We start from the raw sequence: 14,289 nt of genomic DNA on the forward strand, positions 1-14,289 counted from the left end.
CTGTTTATAAAAGCAACTGGTTAAGCTTAATAAAAAGGCCAAACTCACAAAGAGTTTGGCAAAAGGGTTAATCTTTCTTATTCATCGCAGCTTTCAACAAGTCTCCAAGGCTTGTTCCGAAATCTTCTTCTGGTTTCGTATACTTTTGAACCAATTTCCGTTCTTCTCGTTTATTAACTGCCTTTTTCTTTTCTTCGGCTTTCTCTACCACATTACAAGGACGACACTGGAAGTACAAACCAGCTTTTCCTTCATGCATTTCCATTTTCTTTTTGCATTGCGGACAACGTTTATTTGAAAGCTTAGGATCTTTACGTTTGCGATAGTTACATTCCAGACTAGAACAAACAAGTATTTTTCCATCTTTCGTGTTTTTCTCTTTTAAGAAGGAATGGCACTCAGGACATTTCGAGCCTGTTAAGTTATGTGCGCGGTATTTCTTATCGCTCATTTTAATTTCAGAGATTAAATGTTTCGTTTGTTTTCGAATGTTTTGTAGGAAAACTTTTGGGTCACCTTTTCCTTTTGAAATCTTTTCTAGTTCCTGCTCCCAACGTGCAGTCAATTCTGGAGATTTCAGCTCGTCATTCACTAGTTCAATTAATTGTTTTCCTTTTGCTGTTGGATACATGCGACTATTCTGACGTTCAACTACCTCAGAGCTTAATAGCTTTTCGATGATATCGGCCCTAGTAGCGGGAGTACCTAAACCGTATTTTTCCATTTGTGCTAATAAATCAGCTTCCGAAAAACGTAGAGGAGGCTCTGTTAATTTTTCACTAGATTGAACGGACTTTACAGTAAAACTTTGTCCCTTAGAAATGGCTGCAAGACTTTGTTGCTTTTCTTGTTCGTCTTTACCCGTTAGAGCTCTGAACCCTAAATCGAGAACAATCGTTTCTTTTGCAACAAAGGTTTCTCCAGCAACATCAATGACAGCATCAACTACTTCATATTTATAAGTAGGGTAAAATAAAGCTAAAAAGCGTCTTGCAATTAAGTCATAGAGCTTTCGTTCGTCATTGTCTAAATCACTCAAGTGTAATCGTTCTTCAGTTGGGATGATGGCATGGTGATCCGTGACTTTTTCATTGTTAAACACTCGTTTAGCTAGAACTCTTCCTTTATTTGCGATCAATGGCTTTACTTCATCACGATAACCAGACATCATTCCTTGAAGTCGGTCCAGCATAGTTGCTTCCATATCGGTAGATAAATACTTCGAATCGGTTCTAGGGTAAGTAACTAGTTTATATTGTTCATATAGACGCTGAAGTACATTGGATGTTTTCTTTGCTGAAAAACCAAAGCGTTTATTTGCATCTCTTTGTAATTCGGTTAAATCATAGGGAAGAGGCTGTTGTTCTGATTTTTCTTTCCGATTAATTGCTTGGACACTTCCTTTTTGGTCTTTAATTCTATTTAATGTCTGATCTGTTACATCTGAAGAAAAAATTCTTCTCTCACCATTCTTTTCCCAATCGGCATTTAAAGGGCCAATGTCTGCTTGGATAGTCCAATATTTTTTCGGCACAAAGGTTTGAATGGCTTTTTCTCGTTCCATCATTAACGCCAGTGTAGGAGTCTGAACTCTTCCAGCTGAAAGAGGATCATTATATTTCGTTGTTAAAGCTCTTGTGACATTAAGTCCAATTAACCAATCTGCTTCTGCACGGCAGACTGCTGAGGCATACAATGCTTCAAAATCCTTACCAGGCTTTAGTTTTTGGAAGCCTTCACGGATGGCACGGTCTGTATGTGAAGAGATCCATAAACGTTTAATTGGTTTTCTAAAACGGACTTTTTCTAGAATCCATCGAGCGACAAGCTCTCCTTCGCGACCTGCATCTGTAGCAATAATACATTCTTTAATGTCGTTTCTTTTCGCAAGATGTTCAATCGCTTTATATTGATGACTTGTTTGTTTTATAACCTTCAAACCCATTTCATCTGGAATGATTGGCAAGTCTTCCATTTTCCATGTTTGATACTTTTTGTCATAGTGCTCAGGCATTTTTAGTTCGATTAAATGACCCAGTGCCCAAGTAACGATATATTGAGAACCTTCTATATAGCTTTTATGTGATTGCTTACAGCCAAGTACTCGAGCAATTTCACGTGCTACGCTTGGCTTTTCAGCAAGTATGAGTGATTTCATCTAATCTTCCTTTCTAACCGGGTAGCTGATATTCCAATCCAAACGGACCGATACCCTTACTCAGTATAACTGAAATCAAAAATGAATGGTAATCACACCCGTTTTATTGTAAGATTTTTCAAAGGATTTTTTTCTAAATGATTGTTGTTTTGAATACATATGTTGTCCGTTCCTTTCTGCTCCAGGCACTTGCTTTCCGCAGGGAGGAAGTCGAGCCTCCTCGCCGTTCCGTCTGTGGGGTCTCGACCTTTCCTCTATATCCTGCTGGAGTCAAGTGCCCTCCGCTACAATCCACTCAATGCTTCAAATGTTGTTAGTAACATCAATCTTTGCGAAAAAAGCCATTCTAATAAAATTTACTTTAGAAAAAGGTAGATGATTAATTTGGTCAAACAGATAGATATTAAAAATATAGAAACAGCAAAAAAAGTGTTACAAATGCAAAGGGATTCTTATATGGTTGAGGCAGAATGGATTGGTTCAACGGACATTCCGCCATTGAAAGAAAGCTTAGAAGAGCTGTTATCTTGTGGAGAACAGTTCATTGGTTATTTTGAAGGGGAGGATTTAGCTGGGGCTTTGGCATTTAAGACCAATTCAACTGAGGTAGATATCCACCGAGTAATGGTTCACCCCAATCATTTTAGAAAAGGGATTGCAAAAAAGCTTATCCAATACATAGAAAACCTCCATCATGACAAAGACATGATTGTTTCAACAGGAGCAAAAAATACCCCAGCTATCCAACTTTATCTTGGACTAGGTTTTACAAAAGTGGGAGAGATTGAGGTTGGGAATGGAATAGTAATCTCCAACTTTAAAAAACAAAGGTAAATACAGGGAATTTGTTGACAACTAACTACTGTAAATCATACAATAAATCATAATTGCACATAAATTATGAAAATTCAGGATGATTATTATGCGAGCAACTCATCAAAACTCGATAAATTTAAAAAAGGCTGTCTTCTAACATTTGTTGGAAGGCAGCCTTTTTCTTTATCACGCTAACATACTATTAGGGGGAAGAGAAATGGTTATTTTAACAGGGAATACTTTGACACTTGAAGAAGTACGTAGAGTAGTTTTTGATAAAGAAGAGGTTTCAATCTCACAAGAGAGTATAGATAGAGTCAATAAAAGTCATGAGGCTGTCCAAAGAATAGTGAAGGAAAAACGAGTGATTTATGGGATTAATACTGGATTTGGAAAGTTCAGTGATGTGTTAATAGATGAAGAACATGTTGAGGAATTGCAATTAAATTTAATTCGCTCACACGCTTGCGGGGTGGGAGAGCTTTTTCCAGAAGTTGTTTCTAGAACGATGCTTTTGTTAAGGGCGAATGCTTTATTAAAGGGCTATTCGGGAGCAAGACTCGTGTTAATTGAAAGACTGTTAGAACTGTTTAAAAGAGAAATCCATCCGGTTGTGCCAAGTCAAGGTTCTCTTGGGGCTAGTGGAGATTTAGCACCTCTTTCACATCTCGCTTTAGTTCTAGTCGGTGAAGGGCAGGTATTTTATAAAGGAGAGATAAAAGAAACCAAAGAAGTCCTAAGCATAGTAGGGTTAGAACCACTCACTTTACAAGCAAAAGAAGGGTTGGCTTTAATCAACGGAACTCAAGCAATGACATCTATGGGAGTAATCGGTTACTTAGAAGCAGAAAAATTAGCCTATCAAAGTGAAATGATTGCCTCCTTAACAATGGAGGGATTACGAGGAATTACCGATGCTTTTGATGAAGATATCCATTTAGCTAGAGGTTACTCTCAACAAGTAGAAACAGCCAAAAGAATAAGAGAATATTTAGCGGGAAGTCAGTTAACGACGAGACAAGGAGAACTTAGAGTACAGGATGCGTACTCATTAAGATGTATTCCTCAGGTTCATGGTGCTACATGGCAGGCGTTAGATTACGTGAAGGAAAAGATTGAGATCGAAATGAATGCGGCAACAGATAACCCACTTATTTTTGATGATGGTGAAAAAATCATTTCCGGTGGGAACTTTCATGGTCAGCCTATCGCATTTGCAATGGATTTTATGAAAATTGCAGTGGCTGAACTTGCGAATATTTCTGAAAGAAGAATTGAAAGATTGGTTAATCCACAATTAAACGATCTACCAGCATTTTTAAGTCCAGAACCTGGTTTGCAATCAGGTGCGATGATCATGCAATACTGTGCAGCTTCACTAGTATCAGAAAATAAAACACTAGCCCATCCAGCGAGTGTGGATTCCATTCCTTCATCTGCCAATCAAGAAGATCATGTAAGTATGGGGACCATTGGTTCTAGGCATGCTTATCAAATTATCCAAAACAGCAACAAAGTTTTGGCGATTGAACTGATCTGTGCAATGGAGGCATTGGATTACAGAGGAATAGATAAAATGGCAGAACAAACGAGAAATTACTATATGAATGCTCGTAAAATCGTTCCTTCATTCAAAAAAGACCGTGTATTTTCAAAGGATATTGAAGCTATATCCACTTGGCTTAGAGAAGAAAAGGTTTCAAGTGTTCAATCATAATGTAAGACAGACCTTGCCGAATGGCAAGGTCTATTCAATATCTTCCGTTTCTATACGGTTTTTAAAGGCTTCACGAACCACTAAGAACTCTTCATCCCCGATAGCATCTTTTGAATGTTTTTCAACAAGTGTATTTTCAGGGAAGTTACCTGGATGACCTTTTTTCTTATGATTAAAATCTTTTCCGCGTCCCATGTTAATCCCTCCAATTTCAATTCTAGTTCGTGTCGTTTGACACATTCATACATACATTAGCATTTCCATAAACGTCACTTCTATGTAGTGGGCAAAGGACTTCGGAAATCAAAACAAAAAACAGGACAATAATTTAAAAACGAGCATATTTATAAGGAGAAATAGATTATATAGAGAGGAGTGTAGGCTTTGGAAGAACGATTAGAAGCAAAAGAGTTATCAGAGTGTCCTACTGTATATTGTGCTTCAAGAGATGATAAGGCCCCCTTATTTACAGCAAGTGCCTTGATTAATGGTCAAATTACTAAAATAAATCTTGATGATTTTAAAGGCAGATGGGTATTGTTATTCTTTTATCCGAGTGATTTTACTTTTGTTTGACCGACAGAATTAGCGGCGGTCGCTGCTATTTACCCACATCTTCAAAGGTTAAATGTTGAAGTTTTGTCTATTAGTACTGATAGTGTCTATTCCCATAAAGTATTTAAAGAAACTTCTCCTTCCTTAAAAAATGTAACTTTTCCAATGGTTAGTGACAGGAATCATGTCATTAGCAGAGCCTACCGAGTATTAGATGAAAACTCAGGTGCTGCCTTTAGAGCATCTGTATTTATCGACCCAGATCAAATCATTGTATCTAAACTTATTTATCCTAGAGAAATTGGAAGAAACTTACCAGAGCATCTAAGAATGATGCAAGGAATTATATATGCAAGGCAGACAGGCGAAGGGGTACCTGCAAACTGGGTTCCTGGCCAGCAAGGGATAAAACCAGATCCTAATTACATTGGAAAAATTTAATCCCGCCCATAGGCGGGATTTTTACTAGTGATTCTTCTGTGTGAAGTTACAAATATAGGGAATTACGATATAATAAAAGCATAAAGGGCGAGGAGAGTGGACAAGGATGGATTTTTCCACAGTTATCTCAGAAGAGCGTATTCGCAAAGCCTATGAAGACGGGGAATTCACAAACCTTCCAGGCTTAGGAAAACCATTAGAGCTTGAAGATCTTTCTAGTATTCCGGAAGATTTACGCATGGCCTATCGGATGTTAAAAAATGCAGGATTCTCTCCAGGAGAAGAAAATAAGCTAAAGCAAGAAATGATGACATTAGAAGATTTAATTAGTAATACTGAAGATAACGAAGAGCGTGAGGGACTTAAAAAGAAACTTAACGAAAAGCTTTTACGTTTTAATCAAATGATGGATAAACGGAGAGGGCATTCTCATTCATCTATGTTTAAGAACTATGAACAAAAAATCAATAGCAAATGGTAGTATACTTGAATATTGTGTACTTGCATTCTAAATAATAATAAAAACTCGACTAAAGATTTGATTTGGTCGGGTTTTTTAATTCACATGAGAAAAAGGTGAAAGACATTGTCAATGCTTACTATTGATGATATTAACCTACATTATTCTGTAGCTGGAGAAGGTACACCTATCGTATTTGTTCATCCACCACTGCTTACAGGTGAAAATTTTAAATATCAAAAAGAAGAGCTGTCCAAATTTTTTAAGGTTATTACTTTTGACATTAGGGGACACGGGAAAAGTAATTATTCAAGTACTCCGATTACATACGAACTGATTGTTGAAGATATAAAAAAGTTACTAGACCATTTGGGTATTCAAGAAACTTTTTTATGTGGTTATTCTACGGGAGGTACAATTGTGTTGGAGTTTTTACTAAGCAATTTCGACCGTTCCTTAGGAGGAATGCTCATTGGGGGAATTTCAGATGCCAAAGAAAAAATGCTGTACAAAAAAATCTCTATTGCAAGAAATTTAGCAAAAATAGGTGCTAAAAAGCTTTTGGCAGGGGGTATTTGTTTAGGTAATTCAGATTCAAACAAAACATTTAAGTGCTTATATAAAGAAGCAATAAAAGGGGATATAAAGAATATAGAGCAGTATTACCACTATAGCATGGTTTATAACTGTACACCTCGTCTAGCAAATATTAAACCTCCTATATTATTGGTATACGGGGAAAAAGATAAACAATTTCACAGTTATGCCAATCTTCTTCACGAAAGAATTCCGAATAACGAGTTGAAGTTTATTAAAAAAGCAAAGCATCAAATTCCAACAAAGAATCCAAAAGAATTAAACATGCTGATAAAACAATTTATCAATAGGGTAGAAGGATGAGGGGGATTGTGGCAAATAAAAGAGGCTCTTCGTATGGGCTTTGAAACAAAACTTTGTACTAAAAGCCGTATACTATTAGAGCCTCAATGTAATAATCTACATATCCTTAATCTTGTCTGCAGCAGCAGCAGTCTCTTCCACATAACGAGCAATCTTTTGGTTGTCTTCATTTAAGGTTTCGATTGTTGCGTTCATCTCTTCTAGACCCGCGGTAGCTTGTTCAATAACAGCTGCTAATTCTTTCGTAGCTGTTTCCACCTCAAAGGATTGAGTTTTGATATCATCAACCGACCCTTTGAATTGTATAAATTCTACATCTAAATTCTTTAGGTTAGACTCTACTTGATTAAAAAATCCAGAAACTTCTTCAACTGTTACTAAGCTTTCTTTTAGTTTAGAATTACTTTCTTTCATTTTGGAGAAAGCAGTAGAGTTTGTCTTATTAACTTCTGATAAATTCTCTGTGATTTGAATAGCAGTTTCTCTTGTAATTTCAGCTAACTTACGTATTTCCTCTGCTACTACTGAAAAACCTTTCCCTGCTTCACCCGCTCGTGCCGCTTCAATTGAGGCGTTTAGAGCTAATAAATTTGTTTGTTCAGTAATACTTTGAATGTTTCCTATAAAGCTATTTGTTTCCTCAATTTTGTTGGTTAAGCTAGCAAATGTTTCACTTAAATCAGTAATAGATTCCCCGAGATTCTTCATATCGTGCTGAAGATCCTCCATTTTTTCTGCCCCTTTGTTGACTGATTGAGCAGCAATCGTGGTCTCATTTGAAAGATTAACGGACACTCTAGACATGTCATCCATCTTCAGTTTTGTTGATTCTGCATTTCCCGCAATATAATTAATCTGTTCTGTTTGAACTTGACTTCCAGCAGAAATCTCTGAAACAGCAATTCTCATCTCACTCTGAGCAGTAACATGGGTTTGAACTTGCTTGTTTATTTTTTTGAGACTATCAGTAATAACAGCCATTTCTTTTTGAAGTAATTGATTGTAAGATTCTTTCTTTTCTTGTTCTAATTCAGACTGTTCTAAGAAAGTCTCAAGAGATCGATACTGTGCAGTGTTTAAGCGTATTAAGATAAACAAAACTAAACCAATAAGTGTGTAAACTAGTAGTGCTAGTGGAAATATTTCTTTTAAAAACGGTACCATCTCTGTTGCATACATATGATTCAGAATAACGCCGATAAACCCTAAAGAGTAACCTAATAAAAATAAATTTCTGTTAAAATGTACAGACGAGATAATAGCTAAGAAAAAAAGTACCAATAGAAAGGCCCCTGACCCACCAAAAATGAATAGTTGAGCAAATGTAAAGATAAATATCATCAAAAGCGAAGCATATGGAAAAATCTTAGGCTTTATTAATATCTTCCCAAATAAGAAATAAAACAGGAGGAAGAAGAATAACTCCCCACCATAAAGTATCATCTTGAGCAGTTCATCGTTTGATAAAATAGTAAATAATAGACCACTGACTAATGATATGGAAAAACTGACAAGCATCAGTGTATTTTTCTTCGAGATATCATTCGCTTTTAAAGTCTGAATAGCCTCCATGTTGACCCCCTTAGATCCTTTGTACTATACGATATTCACAAACAATTTAGTTGTTTAATAGAGTAAAGTACAAATGTATTCATTTAGTAGTTTATTATATTTTTAACAATAGTAAATAGTAATTTATTCCTATAGTTAGAGGAAACGAGGTTAATCCTTTATTCCTACAATGTCCTGTACAGTTATATAAAAAATAAAATAAATATCCCTTAAAAAAAGTAGGAATCTGTCGAAATAAATAAAAATAAGAGATTTTATTTACAATTAAAAACTATTTTTAGTACATTTAAACTATAAATAGATTAGTATTTTAGTCATAACAGAAAAAGACAGGTGAACATTCATGGATAAAACGTCATTAATAGGTCTCATTTTAGGATTTGTAGCAGTTCTAGTAGGTATGTTTTTTAAAGGAGTTAGTCCAGCAGCGTTGTTGAATCCAGCAGCGATTCTAATCATCTTACTAGGAACAGCAGGGGCAGTAACCATTGCCTTCCCAACCGATGAAATAAAAAAGGTACCCAAGCTTTTTGGAATCTTATTTAAAGAAAAAAAGCTAATGGATCCCGTTGAGTTAATTAAGATGTTCTCAGATTGGGCTCAACTTGCTAGAAAAGAAGGTTTACTTGCGTTAGAAACAAAAACGAATGAAATCGATGATGATTTCTTGAAAAATGGTTTATCTCTAGCTGTTGATGGTCAAAGTGCGGATTACATTCGTGATGTATTGACAGAAGAAATTGAAGCAATGGAAGAGAGACATCAAGCCGGTGCATTAATTTTTACCCAAGCCGGTACATATGCTCCTACTCTAGGGGTTTTAGGAGCGGTAGTAGGTCTGGTTGCCGCGTTAAAATATATGAATGATATTGATGGATTAGGAAAAGCCATTAGTGCGGCATTTATTGCAACGCTTTTAGGGATTTTCACTGGGTATGTACTTTGGCACCCATTTGCGAACAAATTAAAACGTAAGTCAAAGCAAGAATCAAAGATTAAGCACATGATGATTGAAGGAATTTTATCCATCCTAGAAGGGGAAGCACCAAGGGTTATTGAACAAAAATTAGCGTCCTATTTACCAGCAAGTGAAAGGAAAAAAATCCTTGCAGAAGGTGAAGTGAAGAAAGATGAGTAAGCGGGGAAAAAAGCATCATCATGAAGAGCACGTTGATGAGTCATGGTTAATTCCATATGCGGATTTATTGACACTTTTACTAGCCCTGTTTATCGTACTCTTCTCCATGAGTTCGTTGGACGCAAAAAAATTCCAAGCAATGTCAGAAGTATTTAATGAAGCATTTTCTAGTGGTACGGGAATATTCGAATATCCGAGTCCAATACCAGAAGATAAGGCTGCTGCACCTGATGAGCAAGAAAAAGAAGAAGATCAAGAGAAAACGGATAAAAAAGAGAAAGCAAAGATTGATCAAGAAAAACGGGAAATGTTGGCTAAACAAGCAGATAAGAGAGAGCTTGAGTCGATTGAGAAAAAGGTTAACTCTTACATAAAAGATAAGAAGTTAAGTGACCAACTTGAAGCGACCATGACTGACGAAGGGTTACTAGTAATGATTCGTGACAACGTGTTGTTTGAGTCAGGAAGTGATGAAGTAAGAAGACAGGACTTAAAAATTGCTGAAGAAATATCAGACTTGTTAGTCATGAGTCCACCTAGAAATATTGTTATTAGTGGTCATACGGATAATGTTCCCATCAAGAATGCACGGTTCTCATCAAACTGGGAATTAAGTGTGATGCGTTCGATTAATTTTATGAAGATTCTGTTGGAAAACGATCAATTAGATCCTAGTTGGTTTAGTGCAAAGGGATTTGGGGAATTTAACCCGATTGCTTCTAATAAAACGACTGAAGGTAAAGCGAAGAATAGACGTGTAGAAATACTTATATTACCGAGAAATTAATAATTAAAAATAAAGACGCATGGGGTATAAACCTATGCGTCTTTTCGTAATTAAACTATTGATAGATTTATTTACTCGTTAACTTCTTGTTTCGGTACTTCCGGTTTGCACATACGATCTAATAAAACACCAGCTAAAAACATGCATGCAATCGGAACTGTAAAATTAATTACATGAATCACCGTCATGGAAATACCCCTTTCGTATTGGATTATCTTGGTATTATTATATGACAAAGTTCACATTATAGACAATTATTATTCACGAAATATTCAATAATCAATATTGACAATACGTGTAAAGCTATTATCGATACATAAATTAAGGTTTGTTAGAAAATACCTTGCATCATTTTTAGACATTTGTTTATAATAAGGACATGTGTTGTTAATAATTTTGGGAGCGATAAACCATGAGTGAAAAAGAATCTTTAATCTTGAATCTCATTGAAGAGGATCCTTTTATTTCACAAAATGACCTTGCGGACAAGACTGGCTTATCTCGTTCAGCTGTTGCAGGTTATGTATCTTCTTTAACAAAGCAAGGAAAACTCCTAGGTAGAGCATATGTAATCCCAAAGAAAAAGAGAGTTCTTTGCGTAGGAGGAGCAAATATTGATAGAAAGTTTCAGATGCTAGAAGAGTTAGTTAATCACACATCTAATCCTGTTAATAGCTCCGCCTCTTGTGGTGGAGTGGCACGTAATATAGCTGAGAATTTGGGGAGACTGGATGTAGATGTTTCCTTAATGACTGTAGTTGGAGAGGATCATGAGGGGAAATGGCTACTCGAAAAAACAGCAACTTTTGTAGAAGTAGATCCTTCACAAAAACTTCCTAATCAATCAACAGGTACTTACACAGCTGTTCTTGATAAAGATGGAGAATTACAAGTGGCATTTGCTAGTATGTCTATATATGATTCCATTAATCCTGATTTTGTAGATGAGAAGTGGGGTTACTTTGCTTCTGCAGAACTGGTGATGATAGATACAAACTTCCCAGCAGATGTTTTAGAGAAAATAATCACTCGCTGTGAAATAGAGAATATTCCCGTTTGTATAACAACAGTTTCCACACCGAAAGTAAAGCGACTTCCAGTAAGCTTAAAAGGTGTTAAGTGGCTAATTGCTAACCAAGACGAGGCAGAAGCTCTCGCAGGTTATAAAATTTCCAGTGAAGCTGATTTATTTAAAGCCGCTGAGATCATCATGGAAAAAGGCGTAGAGAAAGTCATTATTACAAGAGGCGATAAAGGGCTAATCTACTATACGAAAGATCTTGGATCAGGGGTTTTAATTCCTCCTAAAGTAGAAGTGGTAGACGTAACAGGTGCTGGAGACTCCTTGGTAGCCGGGATTATGTATGCTTCATTAAAAGGGGTAAATATTGAAAATGCATGTAAAGTTGGAATGACCTGTTCGATCTTAACTTTACAATCAAAAGAAACGGTTAATTCTAACTTGAGTCCAAGTAAAATAGAGGAAACAAATAGTCAATATTTTTAAATAAAATTTCCTTAAAGGAGAATAAATATGTTAAATAATTATCTTGAATATTCTAAAGAGGTTGCTGAAGCAAGAGAAAAAAATCTGCCCGTTGTTGCTCTAGAATCAACGATTATTTCACATGGAATGCCTTATCCACAGAACGTACAAACAGCAAAAGAAGTTGAGGAAATCATTCGCCAAAAGGGAGCGGTACCTGCTACTATCGCTATATTAAATGGAAAGATAAAAATTGGATTGTCTGATGAAGAATTAGAGTTTTTAGCTCAAAGTAAAGAAGTGGAGAAGGCAAGTAGAAGAGACTTACCGTACTTGTTGGCTAACAAGAAAAATGGTGCAACAACTGTTTCTGCTACCATGATTTGTGCAGCATTAGCAGATATTAAAATATTTGTTACAGGTGGAATCGGAGGGGTTCACCGTGAAGCTGAAACGACAATGGATATATCTGCGGACCTTCAAGAATTAGCTCAAACTAATGTGGCCGTTGTTTGTGCAGGTGCAAAATCCATCTTAGATATTGGATTAACACTAGAATATCTTGAAACTCACGGTGTTCCTGTTATCGGATATAAAACAGATTTACTCCCAGCTTTCTATACTCGAACAAGTCCTTTCCATGTAAATTATCGAGTGGAAGATGCAAATGAAACAGCAAAAATGTTAAAAACGAAATGGGACTTAGGTCTAAATGGTGGAGTAGTGATTGCTAATCCAATTCCGGAGAAAGATGCACTAGAGGAATCATTCATTACAAATATTATTGAGCAAGCGTTAGCAGAAGCAAAGGAAAATAATATTGCTGGGAAAAAGGTTACTCCTTTCTTATTAGGAAAAGTGAAAGAACTGACTGAAGGAGCTAGCTTGACAGCCAATATTGCCTTAGTAAAACACAATGCAGAAGTAGGAGCGCAAATCGCAGTAAGCCTAAATAAACAATAAAAATATGTTGGACGAGCCTTAGGAATTAATAAAGGCTCGTTTTTTTTTGTTTACCCTGTTCAATATAGTGTTTTTTTTACATTTAATCGTTCGATAAAATGAACAAAAATAACTGAGTGCCATTCTATTTTATAGATGAAACCAATAAAATAGAATATATAATTCATTATTAAGAACGTTTTGGTGTGTTCTTAGGTCTAAGGAACTGAAGTAAGGAAGGTGTTATTACCTAGAATGAATCTACTTTGATTGCATATTTAGTATAAGAAGATTTGTTGGATGATCCTAAGTTCATTAGGTCGAACACTGATTGATTTGTTTGTGATAAAGGTTCTTTTGTTAACATGCTTTTAAAAACCATGAAGACAGGTGAGGAGAATGTACCGTAAAGATTGCGATAAGTGTCTAAGATCTTCTTATAGTAGTAGTGAGTTTGGTGAGTGGGCCTGTCCGATTTGTGGGAACGATTTAACCAATCATCCGTTCTTTGATGCCATCACTTTTGAAAGGATACATGTGAATATGTCTAGCAAGAAGTTAAAAATGTATAAACAAAAAGACAAGTTTGTCAATGACTAAAGTCCTATATGGAGACAAAGTTCAAAAAAATTATTCGATGAAAAATAGCAAATAAGTCTAAATCCCCCTAGTGACTTTTTGACTTATTTACCTTTATAAAGAATATGATAGCGTAATATTGTATAAAAATGACAAGAATTGTAGAAGAAAGGAGTTCACAAAATATTTATAATTGACAAAAAACCCGCATGATAATGAACCGAACCTAGTAAACTATAAATAGGGAGTAAGGAAGCAAGTCATTAGATACAGAAAAAGGCAAACCTATTGAAAGGTAGGGACGCAAAGTCTCGGGTCTAAGGTAGTTAGAAACTAGCGCTATGATGGCTGGACTGCCTGGAATACGAATCGTATTTTGGGGGGAAAGAATGTGATTGAATCTAGAGTGGTCATCGAGGAACTTGACTTTGAATGGATGCAGCTGATATTAGAGGCTAGGAGGTTAGGGTTACAAAAAGAAGACATTAAAGAATTTCTAAGTCAAAATGGCATGAAGGAAATGACTATTGAGAATCGCTAAAGCTATAGACAGATGAATATTGTTAAAGCTAAGTGTTTCTTAAAAGGGATATTTCTTTTGAGAAATGCTTTTTTGTTTAGGCTCTTTTCTAAAACTTTGTTGCTTCTCACATATATAATTTTGCCTATAATATATCATGCTTTATTGGGCTTAAAAGGTTATCAGTTTTAGAAAAAGCCTTACCATCTAAATTTGTA

At 35.8% G+C, this 14,289-nt stretch carries 14 protein-coding genes and 1 riboswitch; of the genes, 11 read left to right on the forward strand and 3 right to left on the reverse strand.

Annotation, left to right across the window (positions count from 1 at the left end; all coding sequences use genetic code 11):
- Positions 1 to 67 precede the first annotated feature (67 nt).
- Entirely contained in the window at positions 68 to 2,158 is a 2,091-nt protein-coding gene (locus SM124_RS17465) for a DNA topoisomerase III (RefSeq protein ID WP_322447808.1), read from the reverse strand.
- Between the two features lie 384 nt (positions 2,159 to 2,542).
- Here SM124_RS17465 and SM124_RS17470 point away from each other — a divergent pair, with 384 nt between their 5' ends.
- Together SM124_RS17470 and hutH are read left to right on the forward strand one after the other, a co-directional pair.
- Positions 2,543 to 2,992: a GNAT family N-acetyltransferase gene (locus SM124_RS17470; protein WP_322447809.1), complete on the forward strand. Its 450-nt coding sequence runs from the start codon at positions 2,543 to 2,545 to the stop codon at positions 2,990 to 2,992.
- Between the two features lie 199 nt (positions 2,993 to 3,191).
- Entirely contained in the window at positions 3,192 to 4,691 is a 1,500-nt protein-coding gene (gene hutH, locus SM124_RS17475; RefSeq protein WP_322447810.1) for a histidine ammonia-lyase, read from the forward strand.
- Between the two features lie 30 nt (positions 4,692 to 4,721).
- On the opposite strand, the gene SM124_RS17480 is transcribed toward hutH, so the two are convergent.
- The gene (locus tag SM124_RS17480) at positions 4,722 to 4,886 is read right to left on the reverse strand and encodes a hypothetical protein (RefSeq protein WP_322447811.1); all 165 of its coding nucleotides are present in this window, start codon (positions 4,884 to 4,886) and stop codon (positions 4,722 to 4,724) included.
- 189 nt (positions 4,887 to 5,075) lie between these two features.
- Between SM124_RS17480 and SM124_RS17485 the strand changes: the two genes are divergently transcribed.
- The 3 genes from SM124_RS17485 to SM124_RS17495 all read left to right on the forward strand — a co-directional run bounded on the left by SM124_RS17485 (position 5,076) and on the right by SM124_RS17495 (position 7,047).
- Positions 5,076 to 5,687 carry a peroxiredoxin gene (locus SM124_RS17485; protein ID WP_322447812.1) on the forward strand — a complete coding sequence of 204 codons (612 nt, stop codon included), beginning with the start codon at positions 5,076 to 5,078 and terminating at the stop codon, positions 5,685 to 5,687.
- Between the two features lie 106 nt (positions 5,688 to 5,793).
- Positions 5,794 to 6,168 carry a DnaJ family domain-containing protein gene (locus tag SM124_RS17490; protein ID WP_322447813.1) on the forward strand — a complete coding sequence of 125 codons (375 nt, stop codon included), beginning with the start codon at positions 5,794 to 5,796 and terminating at the stop codon, positions 6,166 to 6,168.
- Positions 6,169 to 6,273: 105 nt separating this feature from the next.
- On the forward strand, positions 6,274 to 7,047 hold the full coding sequence (locus SM124_RS17495) for an alpha/beta fold hydrolase (RefSeq protein WP_322447814.1): 774 nt from the start codon (positions 6,274 to 6,276) through the stop codon (positions 7,045 to 7,047).
- A gap of 96 nt (positions 7,048 to 7,143) precedes the next feature.
- Here SM124_RS17495 and SM124_RS17500 read toward each other — a convergent pair whose 3' ends face one another.
- Entirely contained in the window at positions 7,144 to 8,619 is a 1,476-nt protein-coding gene (locus SM124_RS17500; protein WP_322447815.1) for a methyl-accepting chemotaxis protein, read from the reverse strand.
- 343 nt (positions 8,620 to 8,962) lie between these two features.
- Here SM124_RS17500 and motA point away from each other — a divergent pair, with 343 nt between their 5' ends.
- The 6 genes from motA (at position 8,963) to SM124_RS17530 (ending at position 14,092) form a co-directional block, all read left to right on the forward strand.
- Complete coding sequence (gene motA, locus SM124_RS17505; protein WP_322447816.1) at positions 8,963 to 9,757, forward strand: flagellar motor stator protein MotA; 795 nt, start codon at positions 8,963 to 8,965, stop codon at positions 9,755 to 9,757.
- Positions 9,750 to 10,544 (forward strand): flagellar motor protein MotB, encoded by a 795-nt coding sequence (motB, locus tag SM124_RS17510; RefSeq protein WP_322447817.1) that lies wholly within the window; start codon positions 9,750 to 9,752, stop codon positions 10,542 to 10,544. Before motA ends, motB begins: the two co-directional genes overlap by 8 nt.
- A 412-nt stretch (positions 10,545 to 10,956) precedes the next feature.
- Entirely contained in the window at positions 10,957 to 12,051 is a 1,095-nt protein-coding gene (locus SM124_RS17515) for a carbohydrate kinase (protein ID WP_322447818.1), read from the forward strand.
- 27 nt (positions 12,052 to 12,078) lie between these two features.
- Complete coding sequence (locus SM124_RS17520) at positions 12,079 to 12,993, forward strand: pseudouridine-5'-phosphate glycosidase (RefSeq protein WP_322447819.1); 915 nt, start codon at positions 12,079 to 12,081, stop codon at positions 12,991 to 12,993.
- A gap of 378 nt (positions 12,994 to 13,371) precedes the next feature.
- Positions 13,372 to 13,572, forward strand: coding sequence for a hypothetical protein (locus SM124_RS17525; protein WP_322447820.1), 201 nt, complete (start codon positions 13,372 to 13,374; stop codon positions 13,570 to 13,572).
- Positions 13,573 to 13,819: 247 nt separating this feature from the next.
- A riboswitch (cyclic di-GMP riboswitch) is annotated at positions 13,820 to 13,912 on the forward strand.
- A 30-nt stretch (positions 13,913 to 13,942) separates the two neighbouring features.
- Positions 13,943 to 14,092 (forward strand): anti-repressor SinI family protein, encoded by a 150-nt coding sequence (locus SM124_RS17530; RefSeq protein WP_322447821.1) that lies wholly within the window; start codon positions 13,943 to 13,945, stop codon positions 14,090 to 14,092.
- Positions 14,093 to 14,289 lie beyond the last annotated feature (197 nt).

Source organism: Robertmurraya mangrovi, assembly GCF_034427655.1.
GTDB lineage: Bacteria > Bacillota > Bacilli > Bacillales > Cytobacillaceae > Robertmurraya_A > Robertmurraya_A mangrovi.